Source organism: Xanthomonas sp. NCPPB 3174 (assembly GCF_056725205.1).
In genome coordinates, this window is the sequence record NZ_CM161517.1 from 628,193 (window position 1) to 646,146 (window position 17,954).

The following is a 17,954-nucleotide window of genomic DNA, read 5'->3' on the forward strand; positions in this document are numbered from 1 at the left end:
AGTCGCCGTGCCATCGCCATCCCGGGCGTGCATGCTGCGGCCTTCCTTCATCGCGCCCGACCCCGGGCAGAGGCGTGCCATGCGTGACCCCAGCAACTTCCGTCCCTCGCGCGTCCGTGGGCGATCCGCTGTGGTCGTCGTTTCGGGCGTGCGCGCATGGCGCTGAGCGCTGTCGCCGCCGACGCCACCCTGGCGCCGCGCGCGCTGGGCCGCAGTGGCGTGCAGTTGTCCACCCTGGGCTTCGGCGCCGCGCCGATCGGCAATCTATACGCCGAGGTGGACGATGCAGTGGCGCTGGCCGCAGTGGCCGACGCCTATGCCGCCGGCATCCGCCATTTCGACACCGCGCCGTACTACGGCTACGGACTGAGCGAGCAACGCCTGGGGCAGGGCCTGCGCGGGCTGCCGCGCGCCAGCTACACGCTCTCGACCAAGGTCGGCCGCTGCGTCTACGACGATGCCGCGGCCGCGCCCGGGCGCGATGGCTTCGCCGTGGTCGGGCGCCGCGCCGAATTCGACTACAGCCGCGACGGCGTGCTGCGTGCGTTCGAAAGCAGCCTGCAGCGGCTCGGTACCGATCACGTCGATGTGTTGCTGCTGCACGACATCGGCCGCCTGACCCACGGCGAGCGCCATCCGGCCATGCTGCGGCAGGCGCTGGACGAAGCGCTGCCGACGATGGCCGCGCTGAAGGCGCAGGGCGCGTGCCGGGCGATCGGCATCGGCGTCAACGAGGAAGACGTGGCGGTGGAACTGATGCCGCTGTTCCCGCTCGACTGCGTGATGCTGGCCGGCCGCTACACCTTGCTCGAACAGCACGCCGCGCAGCGGATCATGGCGCAGGCGCTGCAGCGGCAGGTCGGCATCCTGGTGGCCGGGCCGTACAGTTCCGGCCTGCTGAGCGATGCGCGCGGGCCGGGCGAGACCTACAACTACGCGCCGGTGGATCCGGCCACGCTGCAGCACGCGCAGCGCCTGTTCGCGGCCTGTGCGGCGCACGGCGTGGACGTGGGCGCGGCGGCGCTGCAGTTCCCACTGGCCCATCCGGCGGTGAGCGCGGTGGTCGCGGGCATGCGCACGCCGGCGGAAGTGGCCAGCGCCGCTACGCGCCTGCGCGCGGCGATTCCCGCGGCGCTGTGGCAACAGCTGCGCGACGACGACCTGCTGCGCGCTCCGGCGCCCACGCCGTGACCATCATCGACGCCCATGTGCATTTCTGGCGCCTGGCGCGTGGCGACTATGCCTGGCTGACCCCGGACCTGGGCGTGCTGTACCGCGATTACCTGCCCGAGGACCTGGCCGCGACGCTCGACACGCACGGCGTGACCGCGCTGGTGGCGGTGCAGGCGGCGCAGAGCGAGGCGGAAACCCGCTATCTGCTGCAGCTGGCGCGGACCGAGCCGCGCATCGTCGGCGTGGTCGGCTGGGTGGATTTCGACACCGCCGACGTCGCCGCGCGCATCGCCGCGCTGTGCGCCGACGGCGCCGGCCTGCTCAAGGGGCTGCGGCCGATGGTGCAGGACCTGGCCGATCCGCAGTGGCTGGCGCGGCCGCAGCTGGATGCGGCCTTCGACGCGCTGCTGCAACACGGCCTGGCCTTCGACGCGCTGGTGCGTCCGCTACACCTGCCGGCGCTGCTGGCACGGCTGCAGCGTCACCCTCACTTGCGCGTGGTGCTGGACCATGCCGCCAAGCCCGCCATCGGCGGTGCCGACTTCCGGGCCTGGGCCGATGGCGTGGTGCAACTGGCGCAGCACCCCAACGTGGTGTGCAAACTGTCCGGCCTGCTCACCGAACTGCCGGCCGATGCCGCCCTCGACACTCCGCTGCTGGCGCCCTACGTGGCGCACCTGTTCGCCTGCTTCGGCGCGCAGCGACTGCTGTGGGGCAGCGACTGGCCGGTGCTGACCCAGCGTGCCGACTACCCCGCGTGGATGGCGCTGGCGCAGGCCTGGGTCGCGCAGCATGCCGCCGGCGCCGCGGAGGCGGTGTTCGCCGGCAATGCGCGGCGCGTCTATCGCCTGTCCGATCCGATTGCTTCCTCCCCCACCTGGAGTCCCGCCCCATGACCACCTTCGCGTCCGTTTCCGGGAGCCGCGCATGAGCGGCCGTCTGCAAGGCAAGCGCTGCCTGATCACCGCCGCCGGCGCCGGCATCGGCCGCGAGAGCGCACTGGCCTGCGCGCGCGAAGGCGCGCAGGTGCTGGCCACCGACATCGATGCCGCCGCGCTGCAGGCGCTGGCCGCCGAGTCCGACGGCATCGTCACGCAGACGCTGGACGTCACCGATCCCGCCGCGATCCAGGCGCTGGTGGCGGCGCAGCCGACCTTCGACGTGCTTTTCAACTGCGCCGGCTACGTGCACCAGGGCAGCATCCTCGAGTGCGACGCGTCGGCCTGGAAGCGTTCGTTCGCGATCAACGTCGATGCGATGTACTACCTGTGCCAGGCGGTGCTGCCGGGCATGCTCGCGCAGGGCCGCGGCAGCATCGTCAACATGTCCTCGGTGGCGTCCAGCATCAAGGGCGTGCCCAACCGCTTCGCCTACGGCGTGACCAAGGCGGCGGTGATCGGCCTGAGCAAGGCCATCGCCGCCGACTACGTGGCCAAGGGCATCCGCTGCAACGCGATCTGCCCCGGCACGATCAAGACGCCGTCGCTGGGCGAGCGGGTCAAGGCACTGGGCGGCGACGAGCAGGCGGTGTGGAAGAGCTTCACCGACCGCCAGCCGATGGGCCGCCTGGGCGACCCGCGCGAGATCGCGCAACTGGTGGTGTACCTGGCCTCGGACGACTCCTCGTTCACCACCGGCCAGACCCACATCATCGACGGCGGCTGGTCGAACTGACTGCGCCTTCCCACTACGACAGAGGATTTCCCCATGAAACTGCTGCGTTACGGCGAACCCGGCCACGAACGCCCGGCCCTGCTCGATGCCGACGGCCACCTGCGCGACCTCTCGGCGGTGATCGACGACATCGCCGGCGAGCATCTCACCGCCGCCGGCCTGGCCAGGCTGCGCGCGCTCGATCCGGCCACGCTGCCGCAGGTGGACGGCGAGGTGCGCTACGGCGCCGCCGTGGGCCGTGTCGGCAAGTTCATCTGCGTCGGGCTGAACTACGCCGACCACGCCGCCGAGTCGGGCATGGCGGTGCCGGAGATGCCGGTGTTGTTCATGAAGGCCACCAGCGCGATCAGCGGCCCCAACGACACCGTGACGATCCCGCGCGGTTCGCTCAAGACCGACTGGGAAGTGGAGCTGGGCGTGGTGATCGGCGATACCGCGCGCGACGTGTCGGTGGACGAGGCGCTGTCGCACGTCGCCGGCTATGCGGTGATCAACGACCTGTCCGAGCGCGCGTTCCAGCTGGAGCACGGCGGGCAGTGGGTGAAGGGCAAGAGTTGCGACGGCTTCGGCCCGATCGGCCCGTGGCTGGTCACCGCCGACGAAGTACCGGATCCGCAGAACCTGTCGATGTGGCTGGAGGTCAACGGCCACCGCTACCAGAACGGCAGCACCCGCACGATGGTGTTCGGCGTGGCCGAGCTGGTCAGCCACATCAGCCGTTACATGACCCTGCTGCCGGGCGACGTGATCAGCACCGGTACGCCGCCGGGCGTGGGCCTGGGGCAGAAGCCGCAGGTGTACCTGAAGCCGGGCGACGTGATGCGGCTGGGCATCGAAGGCCTGGGCGAGCAACGCCAGGCCGTGGTCGCGCATCCGCGCGACGCGCAGTAAGCACGCCGCGATGCAAAGCCCCTCTCCCTCCGGGAGAGGGGTTGGGGTGAGGGTAGGGGCGAAGCCACCTCGCAATGCATCCGGATGTGGCTTTCGCTCGCGCGTGCGCGACACCGTGACGTGCTCTGACTTCGTTTTTGTTTGCAGGGTCGGTGACATCACTGCACGACCGCACCCTCACCCCAACCCCTCTCCCGGGGGGAGAGGGGCTAATTCACTGCTTTTTTGACTTTCTCACCGCCTCACCGACCAGGATCCCCATGAGCAAAATCGTCGCGCTCGAGACCTTCGACGTCCGTTTCCCCACCTCGCGCGAACTGGACGGTTCCGATGCGATGAATCCGGATCCGGACTATTCGGCCGCCTATCTGCGCCTGCGCACCGATGCCGACGACGGCCTCGCCGGCTACGGCCTGGCCTTCACCATCGGCCGCGGCAACGACGTGCAGAGCGCGGCGGTGGCGGCGTTGGCGCATCACGTGGTCGGCCGCGACGTGGAGACGGTGATCGGCGACCTGGGCGGATTCGCGCGCAGCCTCACCGACGACTCGCAGCTGCGCTGGCTGGGCCCGGAGAAGGGCGTGATGCACATGGCCATCGGCGCCGTGGTCAACGCCGCCTGGGACATGGCCGCGCGCCGCGCCGGCAAGCCGCTGTGGCGCTTCATCGCCGAGCTGTCGCCGGAGCAACTGGTGGCCGCGATCGACTTCCGCTACCTCAGCGACGCGCTGACTCCGGACGAGGCGCTGGCTATGTTGCGCGCCGCCGAACCGCTGCGCGCCGAACGCATCCAGACGCTGCTGGAACAGGGCTATCCGGCCTACACCACCTCGCCGGGCTGGCTCGGCTATTCCGACGAGAAGCTGGTGCGCCTGGCCAAGGACGCGGTGGCCGACGGCTTCCGCACCATCAAGCTCAAGGTCGGCGCCAACGTGGAGGACGACATCCGCCGTTGCCGCCTGGCGCGCGCGGCGATCGGCCCGGACATCGCCATGGCGGTGGACGCCAACCAGCGCTGGGACGTGGGCCCGGCGATCGCCTGGATGCGCCAGCTCGCCGAATTCGACATCGCCTGGATCGAGGAGCCGACCAGCCCCGACGACGTGCTCGGCCACGCCGCGATCCGCCGCGGCATCGCCCCGGTGCCGGTGTCCACCGGCGAGCACACCCAGAACCGGGTGGTGTTCAAGCAGTTGCTGCAGGCCGGCGCGGTGGACCTGATCCAGATCGACGCCGCGCGCGTGGGCGGCGTCAACGAGAACCTGGCGATCCTGCTGCTGGCGGCCAAGTTCGGCGTGCGCGTGTTCCCGCATGCCGGCGGCGTGGGCCTGTGCGAACTGGTGCAGCACCTGGCGATGGCCGATTTCGTCGCCATCACCGGCAAGATGGAAGACCGCGCGATCGAGTTCGTCGACCACCTGCACCAGCACTTCGTCGATCCGGTGCGGATCGTCCACGGCCGCTATCTGGCGCCGACCACGCCGGGCTTCTCGGCCGAGATGCACGCCGCCTCGGTCAGCCAGTTCCTGTACCCGGACGGCCCGTTCTGGAGCGCGGATCTGGCGGCGCAGGGCGGCTGAGGTTTGCCGCCTAGGTGCGTTTCCGCTGACGGAAGCGCACCGGCGGCGTTGAAGCGGTCGCGGCTGAAGCCGATCAACCCACCCGGCCGCAGCAGCGGTCGGGACGAAAGTCCTTCCAACAATCGCCTCAGCCCGCGCCCTTGCGCTCGAGTTCCGCCAGCGCCGCCTGTAACGAAAAGATCTGCAGCGCCTCGCGCCACTTCTCGCCGGGCGCCGAACCGGGCAACGGCTTCTGGAAGCGCCACATCAACTCCTCCCACGCCTGAACGCGCGGGTTGGCGGCGTCGGCGGCGGCTTTCGCCGCGGGCGAATAGTCCTCGTCCACCTCCATCAGCATCACCAGGCGATCGCCGCAGCGATGGATGTCCAGCTCGCGGATGCCGGCGTCACGCAGCGAGGCGACGATCTCCGGCCACACGGTGTCGGGACGGTGCCAGCGTTCGTATTCGGCGATCAGCGCCGGGTCCTCGTGCAGGTCCAGCAGGTAGCAATGACGCGGCATGGCTCAGGCTCCACGGGCAGAGGGCAGGGACGCCGCGTCGCGGCGCGCCGCGTGGAGCGCGAAGCCGAGGATCACCGCGAAGCCGACGGCGGGCACCGCCAGCGCCCAGTGGATGCCGGCATGGTCGGACACCGCGCCCATCACCGCGGTCAGCGCGGCGCCGCCGATGATCGCCATGACGATCAGCGACGCACCCAGCTTGCGCGCATCGTCGTCCAGTCCGTCCAGGCCCAGGGCGAAGATGGTCGGGAACATCACCGACATGAACAGACTGCTGGCGACCAGCGCATACAGGCCGATCCAGCCCGGCAGCGCCACCGCCACCGCGCACAGCAGCAGGTTGAGCAGGGCGAATACGCCCAGCAGCAGCGACGGCGTCAGGAACCGCAGCAGCGCGGTGCCGATGAAGCGGCCGGCCATGAACAGCACCAGCGACAGGGTGAGGAAATCGGCGGCGGTCTTCTCCGGGGTGCCGGGCACGCCGTCCTGCAGATAGCGGATCAGGTAGCTCCAGATGCCGACCTGCGCGCCGACGTAGAAGAACTGCGCGATCACCGCGAACACGAAGCGGCCATTGCGCCGCAGCTGGCCGAAGCCACCGGCGCGCGCGCCGGCGCCATCGGCGCGGGTGGCCGGGAAGCGGGTCAGCCCGATCAGCAGCGCCCACAGCAGCACCACCGCGCCGATGATCAGATACGGGGTCTGCACCGCCAGCGACTCGGTGGCGAAGAAGGCCTCGCGTGCGGCCGGCGCCATCGCCGCCAGTTCCTGCGGCGTGTGCTCCACGCCGGAGAGGATGAAGTGCTGGCCGACCAGGATGCCGGTGATCGAACCCAGCGGATTGAACGCCTGCGCCAGGTTCAGCCGCCGCGCCGCGCCCTCGGCCGGGCCGAGCACGGTGACCAGCGGGTTTGCGGTGGTTTCCAGGAACGCCAGGCCGCTGGCGATGACGAACAGCGCCAGCAGGAACAGCCAGTAGGTGTGCACCTGCGCGGCGGGGTAGAACAGGAAGGCGCCGACCGCGTACAGCAGCAGGCCCAGCACCACTGCGGCCTTGTAGCTGTAGCGGCGCATGAACATCGCCGCCGGGATCGCGAACACGAAGTAGCCCAGGTAGAACGCGCTCTGCACCAGCCCGGCCTGCAGGTCGGTCAGCTCGAAGGCCTTCTTGAACTGCTTGATCAGGATGTCGTTGAGGTTGTTCGCCATGCCCCAGAGGAAGAACAGGCTGACGATCAGGACCAACGGCGCAAGCGCGGTCCGGGTGAGACTGGCGGACGCAGGTGTGGCGGATTCGCTGCTGTAGTGCATTGCCGCCTACCCCTCCCAAGGTGTGCCGCGTCGCGTTCGGATTGTCGGCGGAGCGTACTGCGCCGGCGAGTGCCATGCAAATATAAAATTTGAGTTCATATGTGGATGGCGGTGCGGTCTCGACCTGTGCGCTGCTGGCCGCAGGCGGTGCGAGCCGGTGCGGCGTCCCTGTACCCTAGTCCTCTTCACCTGCTGCCGGGCCCTCGACGGAATGACCACCCCCTTGCCCAAGTACCGCGCGCCCGCCCTGGACAAGGGGCTGGACATCCTGGAGCTGCTGGCGCGCGACGGGCGGCCGATGAGCATGGGCGAGATCTCGCAGGGCATCGGCCGCTCGCGCGGCGAGATCTTCCGCATGCTGCAGGTGCTGGAAGAGCGCGGCTACCTGACCCGCACCGCGGGCGAGGGCGGCTACACACTGACCAACCGCCTGTTCATGCTCGGCATGCAGCAACCGCGGGTGCAGAACGTCACCGAAGTGGCGCTGCCGGTGATGCGCGCGCTGGCCGACGCGATCCGCCAGCCCTGCCACCTGGTGGCACCGTCGGACGATCAGATCGTGGTCATCGCGCAGATGGACGTGCCCAGCGACCTGGGGCTGGTGGTGCGCCCCGGCCACCGCCGCCCGTTCGCGCACTCCACCTCGGGCCTGGTGCTGTTCGCGTTCCAGCCGGCCGATGCGCAGGCGCAATTGCTGCAGCGCCTGGACGCCAGCGAGGTGGCGTACGACCGCGCCGCATTCCTGGCCGCGGCACAGGAAGTGCACGCGCTGGGCTACAGCATCCACCCCAGCGAAGCGGTGGTCGGGGTGATCGACCTCACCGCGCCGATCCTGCAGCACGGCATCGCCCGCTACACCCTGACCGTGCCCTTCATCGAACGCCGCCCGCAACCGATCGACGCGCAGGCGGCGATGCGCGCGGTGTGCGATGCCGCGGCGCAGATCAGTGCGGCGTTGGCGTAGGTGCGGTGACCACCCTCTGCCGGTGTGCCGTGGCGCGTCTCTTCCCGCAGTGCATGCGTTCGCGCCCCGTGTCGCGTGCGGACGACGGCCCGCGCGCCCGGCGAACGCAGGTCTCGCTGCGCAGCGGTCGTGATGGTCGGCTGACCGAGGGCGAGTGATGGCGAACGCGCTCTTCTATTTGTTCGCTGCGACAGTGGCGCTGGTGGTGGTCTGCCTTTACCGGTACAACAGGCGCCGCATGGACCTCCTGCTGACGGAGTCCTTTCGCCAGCTGTCCTTCAGCAGCGATGGCGTCGTCCTGCGCGGCGCGGACCTGCAGGTGGTGAAGAAGGCGCAGCAGTTCATCCGCACGAAAGAGAATTTTTTGCTCTTGCCGGATAGCCCCGTCGTCAATCAAGGCGATGCGTTCTGGTACTGCTCCGGCCCCGTCGCAAGCTGGTTCCTGGCGATTCCCACAGTGATGTCGCGTGGTGGCGAACTGGAGGTGAGCTGGGTCGTGCGCCCCCTCACCGAGCAGCGCATGCGTGCCGCCCTGCAGTTCGATCGCAAGGCCTGCCGGCGTGCGTTCGGCGAACCAGACGCATCCTGAGCGTCGTGGCAAGCCGCTGCGGGTCGAAGACCGATGCGATGCCGCGGTGCAGATCAGCGCGGCGGTGGCTTAGACATCGCGCGCTTGGCGATTCCGACGCTGGGGATGCCCTGATGGCATGTACGAGAAGCGAGCGGGATAGTCCGCGCGATCGCGATCCGTGGCATGCTCAACGCTCGGTGACGGTGGTGGGGTGCGGTCCATGCTCTATCAATTCCTGGCGCCATAGCCAAACCATTCAAAGAGTTCCGTATCTCCAAATCGAGTGAGCGTCTCGATGTCGGACTCAACACTATGTGCGAGGAGTTCAATCCGATCGTACAAGTCGCGATTATCGATCGCTTGTTTGAGGGCTAAATTAGGTGGGCATCATGTCCGAGGTCTTGCTCTTCACCGTTGACGATGTGTTCCAGCTTTCCGGGCGACTCGGACTTGTGTTGGTTCCCGGCATTCCAGACGTACCGGGCATGCCGGTCGTCCATATCGGTTCGCCGATCGTCCTATCCACCCCCGACGGCAAACGTATCAACACGGAAGTGGCGGGCTTTGAAATGCTTAATTTTGGTGGCCGATCACGGCCTGCCATCTTGTCCACCCCACTCGCGTTGCCGACAGGTATTTCAAAGCAAGACGTTCCTTTGGGTACGAAGGTATCCTTGGTCATCAGCGGCGCTGGCAGCAATGGCGCCTAACAGTTCTTCCAAAAGGCCCCGGTGACACGAGCTGCTTTAGACATAAAAATGGATCAACGCAAGCTCGTTCTATATCTTGAGACCCCGTTTGCTGCGTATGAAGCGACTCTCGCACCACCGCGAGATGTCGTTCTTGCTGGCTTGAGTGCAATCTGGCCTTCTGATTACTGGGCCGGGCTCGCTATCGGCTGGCTGGAAGAGGGGGCGCTAATCGACAGTGAAATAGCCCAGGTGCTTGACGCCATGGTCAAGGGGCCTTTCTCGCAAAGTGTTCGCCATCGAGCATTCGCATTGGCTAGGCGCTGGCACCAGGCGCACAATGTCTGGCAATTCGTTCAAAGTGGATGCGCGTACCTCGCACCGCTTAATTGGAACTTTAGGCTGCATGAGTCAGATCCCGTTACAGACAGAGATTTGCAAGAAGTTCCACTCGCTCTTTGATCCTCCCGGTGAGGTCGAGCGCGTGGGCGTCGCGCTGTCTACTCTCTCGCAAGTTCCACTCAATGCTCTGCGGCATCACCGCGAGAACGGTACGTGCGGCTGGTATGTCTGGGGCGGAGAGTTATCCGATCACCCTGATTTCTTTCAGCCGCTTCACGTCCATCATCTGGTAGCGCACGTCCCGTCGATCGTTCCTTACCTGGCTCTGGGGCCGGGCTGGCGAGTGCTTCTAGCTCCTGGGCACGTGGACGTCTGGTATGACCCAGCACTTTTAGCTGTTTAGCATAAGGCCTAACAGCGCATTCAATCCGTGCAGCTTGGTGCCTCGGCTCAGTTCAAACGTTCGACCGCCTGGCCTGTCTTAGGAAGCGCAGCGCTCCAGAGAAATCTCGACCGATGTAACGCCACCCGTGCGTCGACCATGCGATGCATCCCTCGTACCGCTGTTCTCGCGCCGTGCGCGGCGAGTACTCAGCAAGGTCAGCGAATGCCTGCGCCTGCGCTGCATGCCCACATATGCGCCACACCGCTGGAATGCGCGCCCACGGTCCACGTGACTCGCTCCCCAGCCTGGTCACGCAGTCGCTGCGCATGCGCGCAAAGCGTTGACCATCGCACCAAGGCTGCGCAGCCTGCACAGGACACGGCGACACAGGCACACGGCATGGCACGGCGGTTTCCCTGGAGTTGGTTGGCGTTGCTGGCGGCCTGCGCGCTGGTGCTGGTGCTGGCCTGGCAGAACCGCGGTCTGCGCGAGGAACGGCGCTGGTTCGTCACTCGCACCACCGAGCCGTATCCGGGCATGTATGTGCCGCGCATCGATGTCGCTGCGGTCGATGGCACGCCATTGACGCTCGGTGTGCCGTCCGCCGAGCGCCAGGTCCTGTTCTTCTTCACCACCACCTGCCCGTACTGCAAGCGCTCGGCGCCGCAGATCGTGCAGGCGGCGCAGCGGCTGGCCGCGCAGCAGCCGCGCGTGCAGGTGCTGGGTGTGTGCCAGTGCAGTCCCGCGCAGGCGCAGCGCTACGCCGCCGAGCACGGTTTTACGTTTCCGGTGACTACGTTGACCGATCGCCGCGCGGTGATGCTGTTCCGCGCGCGCAACGTGCCGACGCTGCTTGCGCTGGACCGCGAGGGACGCGTGCGCTATGCGCGCGTCGGCGTTTTCGAGACCACGGAGCGGATGCAGGACCTGATGGCCGCAGTGCGCAGCACGGAGGCGCCACCGGCCTTGGCAACCATCGAGGAGTAAGCCATGAAACAGCGTTGGACAGCGTTACGCAACGGGATGCTTGCGGCCGTGTTCCTGGCCAGCATGGGCTTCGGCGCCGTACAGGCGACCGCCGGCGACGGCATCGAGAAGGAGGCGGCCTGCAGCGCCTGGGCCTGCCAGCAGGAGTGCGCGCCGTTCGGCGGCGAGTTGGGGCCGGGCGGACCCGGACAGCCGTTGGTCTGCTACTGCTGCGGCTGAGCAGTGCCGGAGCCGGCCGCGCCAGGCCGGCTCCGGGAACGGGGATACGATGGCGGCGATCACCGCTCGCAGTGAGCGTATGCCGCAGTGCGATTCCGGCATTACCGCGGCCAAGCTGCAAGGCACGTCTGGTACGCGATCGCGCCCCCGCGTCGCCGCCAGCCGCCGCGATTCACGCGGGTTTGCGCGGGTACTGGGCATGGTGGAGCGCAGACCAACCAGGAGCGCTTCATGACCTCACCTCTTCATCCCGCCCGCCTGTCCCTGCTTGCCGCGCTGATCGCCGTGGCATTGAGCGGCTGCGGCAAGCCCGGCGACCAGGCCTCGCGCACCGCACCGGCCACCTCGCCGGAGCCCACCGCCGCGCCGGTGGGTGGCGAAAGCGGGCACGCACCGATCGGCGGCGACGCCTCGGCCAAGGCGATGCTGCAGGTGCTGGAGGGCAACGTGGTGGCGCTGTCGAAGCAGGCGCTGTCGCGCAACGTCAGCAAGACCGTGGCCGACTTCGCCCGCGAGACCATCGCCGTGCATCACGACGCGGACCCGGCCACCGCCGGCAAGGGCGGCCCCGGCGATGCGGAGAAGATCGACGCGCAGGTGGCCAAGGGCCGCGCGCAGTTGCAGGCGCTGGGCGACGAGAAGGACAACTCCGCCTACATGAACGCCTACGCGGCGGCGGTGGTGCGGCAGTACTCCGATGCGCTGTCGGTGATCGATGCCGAACTGGTGCCGGCGGCCAAGGAAGACGCCACCCGCCAGGAACTGCAGCAGGCGCGCAAGCGCATCGCCGAGCAACTGGAGCGCGCGCAGGCGCTGGCCTCGGCGCGCTACTGAGCACATAGCCCCTCTCCCGTTGGGGCGACAGGGTGCGGCCTGCGCGCCACTGGCGCGCGCACCCTGGAGCGCCCGCGCCGCGAGCGCGGGCCGGGGGCGGAGCGGGGGTTGGGGGGAGGGTACGGCGCGAAGCGACTCGCAGAATCGGTGTCTACGAGGCTGGGAACGCGGCGTCCTCTCGAAGCGGTGACACGCCCTAGCCGTCGGCGGCGACCGCGCGCGACGCCGGCCGCTCCTCGCGTCCATCCGGGTGGCGCGCGAAGCGGGTCGGGTCGCTGCCGTGCACCGGCGCCTCGTCCCGCCATGGCCAGCCGCCGAACTGGGTGCGGCGATAGTCGGCCATGGCCTGGGCGATCTCGGCCTGGGTGTTCATCACGAACGGACCGTGTTGGGCCACCGGTTCGGCGATCGGTCGGCCTTGCAGCACCAGGAACTCGCTCGCCTCGCCGTCGCCATTGACCAACTCGACCGCCTGATCGGCGCGCAACTCGATCGCCGCGTGGCGGGTCACCGGGCGCCCGCCCACCGTCACCGCTGCGCCCTTGAAGAAGTACAGGCTGCGGCGCGTGCCGCGGCCTTGTGCGGCGGGCAGGGTCCAGCGTGCGCCGGGTGCCATGCGGATCGTCCAGATGGCCACATCGGCATCGTCCTGCGCGGCCCACGAATCCGGTGGCGGCGCAAGCGGGCCGCCGGCGCTGCCGGGCGCGGCGTCGACCGGGCCGATGCGGCCGGCCACGCAGGTCACCTCGGTGGTGCGGCCGGCGTCGTCGGTGGCCGTGAAGCGCGGCAGGTCTTCCGACCAGAACATGGTGAAGTGCGGCGCGGCGAGCTTGTTGCGCGCCGGCAGGTTGAGCCAGATCTGGAACAGCTCCAGCGGGTTGGGCGCCGCCGTGTCCAGCAACGGAAACATCTCCGAATGGACGATGCCCGCGCCGGCCGTCACCCATTGCACGTCGCCGGCGCCGAAGCGCGCCGCCGCACCGAGCGAGTCGGCATGGTCGATCAGGCCCTTGCGCACGATGGTCACGGTCTCGAAGCCGCGGTGCGGATGACCGGGAAAGCCGGGAATCTCCTCGCCGTGATACATGCTCCAGCCGTCCTTGCGGCTGAAGTCCTGGCCGATGGCGCGGCCATGCAGGGACGCCGCCGGCCCCATCGCGCCGTTGCCGGCGGGGTAGGCATCGTCGTGGTAGACGCAGAACAGGAACGGGTCGATCGTGTCCCAAGGGAAGCCAAGCGGCTTGATCTGGACGATGGGGTCGGTCATGGGGAGATCCTTCATGCGAACGCCGCCCAAGAATTGGACGCGGCAACCTTCACGATATGGGGCGACGCCGATGGAGCGGAAGGTCGGCCCGAAGGACATCCTGTCCCGCACGGGAAACACTGGGATGCGCGGCGGCCGCTCGCATGGAGATGACGCAGGCGCGGTGACCGGCTGCATTGCATGCCCCGATCGCGCGAACCCGGCAGGCAGCGCTCAACTGAATGCTTGCCGGGGCGCAACCGCTCCGCTGCGCCCGCAGGACCCGTGCGTCATCGGACTGTCATCGCCGAGGACCAGCATCGCAGCCTTTCCGAATCGCCGGCCGCCGATGGCGCCGGCACTGCGAGTGGCTGGTGCGTTCCGAACCCCTGCCGGCGTTGTCGCGGCTGTTCCTGCAATGGCGGCCGTCGCTGAGCCGCTATTTCCGCAAGCGCCGCGCCGCGGCCTGGGATACCGACGACCTGCTGCAGGAAGTGTGGCTGCGGCTGCAGCGCAGCGAGGCGCACGCGCCGGAGATCGCCAACCCCGAAGCCTACCTGTTCACCATCGCCGCCAACCTGATGCGCGAGCACGCGCTGCTGCACCAGCGCAACAGCCAGCGCGACACCTGCCTGGACGATGTGCTGGAGCGGCTGGCGGTGCCCTGCGAAGCCGATGCGCAGGTGCATCGCGCGCAACGCCGGCAGCGCCTGGCCGAACTGATGGCGCGGCTGCCGCCGAAGTGCCGCGCGGCGATGACGCTGCGCTACCGCGACGAACTGGGCTACCAGGAGATCGCCGAGCAACTGCAGATCTCCAGCCACATGGTCAAGAAATACATCATCAAGGGCCTGGCGGTGTGCCGGCAGGGCATGGCGCGCTATGCGTGAGGATGCGCAGCGCGTCGCCGAGGCGGCCGCGGACTGGTACCTTGCGCAGCGCGAGACCGCGCTGCCGCCGGCGCGGCAGGCCGAGTTCCTGGCCTGGCTGCGGCACTCGCCGGCGCACGTGGCCGCCTATTTCGACATCGCGCGGATGCACGGCGACCTGCCGTCCGCGGCGCAGGCGCAGCAAGCCAGCAGTGCGCAGCTGCGCGCGCATGCCTTGCGCAGCGGGGCAGTGGTGGTGCCGTTGCGCCCGGATGTGGACACGCCGACGTCGGTGCCCAACCCGCGTCGCGCCCTGCCACGGCACCGGCGCTGGCCGCTGGCGGCCGCCGCCGTGCTCGCGCTGGCCGCCGCGGGCGTGGCGCTGCGCCTGAGCGCGCCGGAGATGGTGCAAGCGACGGTGTACGCAGCGCCGGCGGATGCGCCGCGCAGTGTCGCCCTGGACGACGGCAGCGTGGTGCAACTGGACCGTGGTGGCGCGATCGCGGTGCGCTACGGCACGCAGCGCCGCGACATCGCCCTGCTGCGCGGCAAGGCGGTGTTCGATCTCGGCCATGATCCGGCGCGGCCGCTGCGGGTCAGTGTCGGTACGCTGGTGCTGCGCGACGTCGGCACGGTGTTCGGGGTCGACCCGCAGGCCGGCGGCGCCCGCGTCACCGTGCTGCAGGGGCGGGTGCAGGTGTCGCGCGATACCCCGGCGTGGTGGCACCGCGGCGACCTGCCGTCGGAGGGGACGACGCTGGCCGACCTGGGCGGCGGCCAGCAGGCGCGGGTTGATGCGCAGGGCCGCGTGCTGGCGCGGCGCGACCATGCCGACATCGCCGATGCCACTGCCTGGCTGCCGGCGCAGGTCGGCGTGCACGATCGCAGCCTGGGCGAGGTGGCGCGCCTGTTCAATGCCTACACCACGCAGCCGCTGCGCATCGCCGACCCGGCGCTGGCGGCGCGGCGGGTCAGCGGCGTGTTCCACCTGCGCGATCCGGAGGCCTTCGTCGCCTATCTCGGCAGCCTGCCGGACGTGCAGGTGCAGCGCGATGCGCACGCGGTGACCATCCGCCACGCACCGGCGCCGCTGTAAGAAAAAATTCACGCAATCGACGGTAGCCGCACGGCGCACCGGGTCACTCCTAGGAAACATGGCCATCGCGCAGCACGCGCGGGGCCGCCCTTCCTCCCCTCCGGTGTGATCGTCATGCGCAAGCCTCTCGTCGTCTCCATCGCCCTGCTGTTGGGCTATACGTCTTCGCTGCCGGCCTGGTCGGCGCCCGCCGCCACGGCCCAAGCCATCGCGCCCATGCCGCTGGCGCAGGCACTGGACCAGTTCGCGCGCAGCAGCGGGCTGCAACTGATGTACGACCCGGCGCTGGCCGAAGGCCTGCGCAGCAGCGGGGCCCCGGCAGGCCTGGCGCCGCCGCAGCAGCTGCATGCCTTGCTCGCCGGCACCGGCCTGGACTACCGCATGCTGACGCCCGGCTCGGTCGCCATCGTGCGCAGCAGCGTTGCTACCGCGCCGGCCGCCGCGCCGCGGGCGCCACGCAGCGCCGCCCCGGCGCACGCCGAGGCCGACGGCGAACACGACGGCCCGCGCGAACTGGCGCCGATCAACGTCACCGCCAACAGCGTCGACACGCTGGCGCCCAGCGCCGCGCCGCTGGAGGCGAGCCAGCCGACCTCGGTGATCGACGAACGCTTCATCCGCGACGGCCTGCGCCTGAATTCCAACTACGACGACATCATCAAGTACGCGCCCAGCGTGGTCACCACCTCGCCGGAAGGCCCCGGCTTGGGCAAGAACGAAGGCATCAGCATCCGCGGCTTCCAGGACGGCCAGTTCAACATCACCTTCGACGGCATCCCGTTCGGCGATGCCAGCGACCTGCACCACACCACCTCGGCCTACTTCAACAACCATGTGCTCGGCCAGGCCGAGATCGACCGCGGCCCCGGCGGTGGCGCCACCATCGGCAACGCCACCTTCGGTGGCACCCTGGCGCTGCGCACGCGCAATCCCAGCGAGGTCGACGGGGTCACCGTCTACGGCACCGGTGGCAGCTGGAACACCTGGGCCGGCGGCGTCAGCGCCGACGAGCACATCGGCAACACGCGCCTGTTCGCCGACCTCTCCAAGGAAGCCAGCGATACCTACCTCAAGGGTACCGACGACCGCCGCGAGCACGCCTTCCTCAAGACCGTCACCGACCTGGGCGAGGCGACCACGCTGACCTTCGTCAGCAGCTACAACCAGGAACACCAGAACACCGTGCAGGGCGCCACCCGCGCGCAGATCGCGCAGCATGGCTGGCGCTACGGCCTGGGCAACGATCCGACCCTGCAGAACTACACCGGCTACAACGCCGCCGCCTACTATTCCAGCTTCACCTATCTGGGCCTGAGCACGCGCCTGGGCGAGTGGGACCTGGACAACAAGGTCTACTACAACAGCTTCGACCACACCGCTTCCAAGACCAGCATCCCCACCAGCGAGAGCGCTGCCGACAACGGCGTGACCTTCTACGGTGCGACCGGCAAGAAGCTGTCCAAGGCCGCCAAGGACGTGCCGGGCAAGCTCTCGGACAACGACTTCCGCGCCTTCGGCGATGTGCTGCGGCTGGCCCGCGACCTGGGACCGGGCCAGTTGCAGACCGGCGTGTGGGTGGAGCGCAACCTGGACGAGCGCCAGCAGTTGCCGGTGGACATGACCACCGGCGCGGCCAGCGGCACCAAGTACGGCCCGCTGTACAACTACAACCTGCACGACCGTACCGACACCCTGCAGCCGTATCTGCAGTACGACTGGAAGCTCAGCGACAGCCTGACCCTCAGCCCGGGCCTGCGCTACGCGCGGGTGCAGCGCCAGCTCGATGCCGAACTCAACAAGAGCACGCCGCCGGCGCCGGCGCACAGCGAGGCCAGCTACGACGCCACGCTGCCGTCGCTGAGCCTGCACCAGAGCTTCAACGAGCACTGGAGCGGCTACGTGCAGGCCGCGCGCGGCTTCCTGGCGCCGCCGATCGACGTGATCGAACTCAATGGCGCCCGTGGACTGCGCCCGGAGCTGACCAGCAATTACCAGCTCGGCACCAGCTACGCCGCGCGCGGCCTGACCTTCGGCGCCGACGTCTACTACATCGACTTCAGCAACTACATCAGCCAGACCCTGATCAATACCGACAGCGGCACCGAGAGCGCCTTCGTCAACGGCGGCGGTGCGGTGTACCGCGGCGCCGAGGCCGAGGCCACCTACGCGCTGACGCCGATCCTGAGCCTGTACGCCAATGCCAGCTACAACGACGCCACCTACAAGCACAGCAGCACCCAGGTCGCCGGCACGCCGCGGGTGACCGCCGCCCTGGGCCTGCTGTACAACAGCGGCACCGGCTATTTCGGTTCGCTGATGGAGAAGGTGGTGGGCGCGCAGTACGGCGTGGACAACACCACCGCGGCCAACGGCGCCACCGTGTTCGGCAACGACCAGCGCCTGGGCGGCTACGCCAGCCTGGATGCGGCGCTAGGCTACCGCAGCACCCACGGGCCGTACGGCCTGAAGGGCTACTCGATCAGCATGGACGTCAACAACCTGCTGAACCGGCATGCGCTGATCGGCTACGCCGGCGCCCGCTCTTCCGACAACCAGCCGCTGTACTTCGGCCTGGCCGGGCGCGGCGTGTTCCTCGACCTGTCGCTGAAGTTCTGAGGCCG

Annotated in this window: 19 protein-coding genes; 16 read left to right on the plus strand and 3 right to left on the minus strand. The window is 68.9% G+C overall.

Annotated elements, in window-relative coordinates:
* Positions 1-156 precede the first annotated feature (156 nt).
* The 5 genes from AC1PK7_RS02870 to AC1PK7_RS02890 all read left to right on the plus strand — a co-directional run bounded on the left by AC1PK7_RS02870 (position 157) and on the right by AC1PK7_RS02890 (position 5,318).
* On the plus strand, positions 157-1,191 hold the full coding sequence (locus AC1PK7_RS02870; RefSeq protein ID WP_481099809.1) for an aldo/keto reductase: 1,035 nt from the start codon (positions 157-159) through the stop codon (positions 1,189-1,191).
* Positions 1,188-2,069: an amidohydrolase family protein gene (locus tag AC1PK7_RS02875; protein WP_481099810.1), complete on the plus strand. Its 882-nt coding sequence runs from the start codon at positions 1,188-1,190 to the stop codon at positions 2,067-2,069. The genes AC1PK7_RS02870 and AC1PK7_RS02875 overlap by 4 nt, the downstream gene beginning before the upstream one ends.
* A gap of 31 nt (positions 2,070-2,100) precedes the next feature.
* Positions 2,101-2,847: an SDR family oxidoreductase gene (locus AC1PK7_RS02880; RefSeq protein ID WP_481099811.1), complete on the plus strand. Its 747-nt coding sequence runs from the start codon at positions 2,101-2,103 to the stop codon at positions 2,845-2,847.
* 33 nt (positions 2,848-2,880) lie between these two features.
* On the plus strand, positions 2,881-3,738 hold the full coding sequence (locus tag AC1PK7_RS02885) for a fumarylacetoacetate hydrolase family protein (protein ID WP_010342410.1): 858 nt from the start codon (positions 2,881-2,883) through the stop codon (positions 3,736-3,738).
* Between the two features lie 260 nt (positions 3,739-3,998).
* Positions 3,999-5,318 carry an L-fuconate dehydratase gene (locus AC1PK7_RS02890; protein ID WP_481099812.1) on the plus strand — a complete coding sequence of 440 codons (1,320 nt, stop codon included), beginning with the start codon at positions 3,999-4,001 and terminating at the stop codon, positions 5,316-5,318.
* 127 nt (positions 5,319-5,445) lie between these two features.
* On the opposite strand, the gene AC1PK7_RS02895 is transcribed toward AC1PK7_RS02890, so the two are convergent.
* Positions 5,446-5,820 (minus strand): L-rhamnose mutarotase, encoded by a 375-nt coding sequence (locus tag AC1PK7_RS02895; RefSeq protein WP_481099813.1) that lies wholly within the window; start codon positions 5,818-5,820, stop codon positions 5,446-5,448.
* A gap of 3 nt (positions 5,821-5,823) precedes the next feature.
* Positions 5,824-7,131 (minus strand): L-fucose:H+ symporter permease, encoded by a 1,308-nt coding sequence (gene fucP / locus AC1PK7_RS02900; protein ID WP_481099814.1) that lies wholly within the window; start codon positions 7,129-7,131, stop codon positions 5,824-5,826.
* Positions 7,132-7,342: 211 nt separating this feature from the next.
* Here fucP and AC1PK7_RS02905 point away from each other — a divergent pair, with 211 nt between their 5' ends.
* From AC1PK7_RS02905 to AC1PK7_RS02940, 8 genes are all read left to right on the plus strand, one after another.
* Entirely contained in the window at positions 7,343-8,095 is a 753-nt protein-coding gene (locus AC1PK7_RS02905; protein WP_152180516.1) for an IclR family transcriptional regulator, read from the plus strand.
* A 157-nt stretch (positions 8,096-8,252) separates the two neighbouring features.
* Positions 8,253-8,684, plus strand: coding sequence for a hypothetical protein (locus AC1PK7_RS02910; RefSeq protein ID WP_481099815.1), 432 nt, complete (start codon positions 8,253-8,255; stop codon positions 8,682-8,684).
* Positions 8,685-9,055: 371 nt separating this feature from the next.
* Complete coding sequence (locus AC1PK7_RS02915) at positions 9,056-9,376, plus strand: hypothetical protein (protein WP_481099816.1); 321 nt, start codon at positions 9,056-9,058, stop codon at positions 9,374-9,376.
* A gap of 48 nt (positions 9,377-9,424) precedes the next feature.
* Positions 9,425-9,817 carry a hypothetical protein gene (locus AC1PK7_RS02920; RefSeq protein ID WP_481100962.1) on the plus strand — a complete coding sequence of 131 codons (393 nt, stop codon included), beginning with the start codon at positions 9,425-9,427 and terminating at the stop codon, positions 9,815-9,817.
* Positions 9,762-10,100, plus strand: coding sequence for an immunity protein Imm33 domain-containing protein (locus AC1PK7_RS02925; protein WP_481099817.1), 339 nt, complete (start codon positions 9,762-9,764; stop codon positions 10,098-10,100). The genes AC1PK7_RS02920 and AC1PK7_RS02925 overlap by 56 nt, the downstream gene beginning before the upstream one ends.
* A gap of 408 nt (positions 10,101-10,508) precedes the next feature.
* Positions 10,509-11,069, plus strand: coding sequence for a peroxiredoxin family protein (locus AC1PK7_RS02930; protein WP_481100831.1), 561 nt, complete (start codon positions 10,509-10,511; stop codon positions 11,067-11,069).
* A gap of 3 nt (positions 11,070-11,072) precedes the next feature.
* The gene (locus tag AC1PK7_RS02935; protein ID WP_267097823.1) at positions 11,073-11,288 is read left to right on the plus strand and encodes a hypothetical protein; all 216 of its coding nucleotides are present in this window, start codon (positions 11,073-11,075) and stop codon (positions 11,286-11,288) included.
* A 231-nt stretch (positions 11,289-11,519) separates the two neighbouring features.
* Complete coding sequence (locus tag AC1PK7_RS02940; RefSeq protein ID WP_481099818.1) at positions 11,520-12,122, plus strand: DUF305 domain-containing protein; 603 nt, start codon at positions 11,520-11,522, stop codon at positions 12,120-12,122.
* A 196-nt stretch (positions 12,123-12,318) separates the two neighbouring features.
* Here AC1PK7_RS02940 and AC1PK7_RS02945 read toward each other — a convergent pair whose 3' ends face one another.
* Positions 12,319-13,389 carry a pirin family protein gene (locus tag AC1PK7_RS02945; RefSeq protein ID WP_481099819.1) on the minus strand — a complete coding sequence of 357 codons (1,071 nt, stop codon included), beginning with the start codon at positions 13,387-13,389 and terminating at the stop codon, positions 12,319-12,321.
* Positions 13,390-13,742: 353 nt separating this feature from the next.
* Here AC1PK7_RS02945 and AC1PK7_RS02950 point away from each other — a divergent pair, with 353 nt between their 5' ends.
* The 3 genes from AC1PK7_RS02950 (at position 13,743) to AC1PK7_RS02960 (ending at position 17,949) form a co-directional block, all read left to right on the plus strand.
* On the plus strand, positions 13,743-14,258 hold the full coding sequence (locus AC1PK7_RS02950; protein ID WP_010342400.1) for an RNA polymerase sigma factor: 516 nt from the start codon (positions 13,743-13,745) through the stop codon (positions 14,256-14,258).
* Positions 14,251-15,333, plus strand: coding sequence for a FecR family protein (locus tag AC1PK7_RS02955; protein WP_420008831.1), 1,083 nt, complete (start codon positions 14,251-14,253; stop codon positions 15,331-15,333). Before AC1PK7_RS02950 ends, AC1PK7_RS02955 begins: the two co-directional genes overlap by 8 nt.
* Positions 15,334-15,447: 114 nt before the next feature.
* Complete coding sequence (locus AC1PK7_RS02960) at positions 15,448-17,949, plus strand: TonB-dependent receptor (protein WP_481099820.1); 2,502 nt, start codon at positions 15,448-15,450, stop codon at positions 17,947-17,949.
* Positions 17,950-17,954 lie beyond the last annotated feature (5 nt).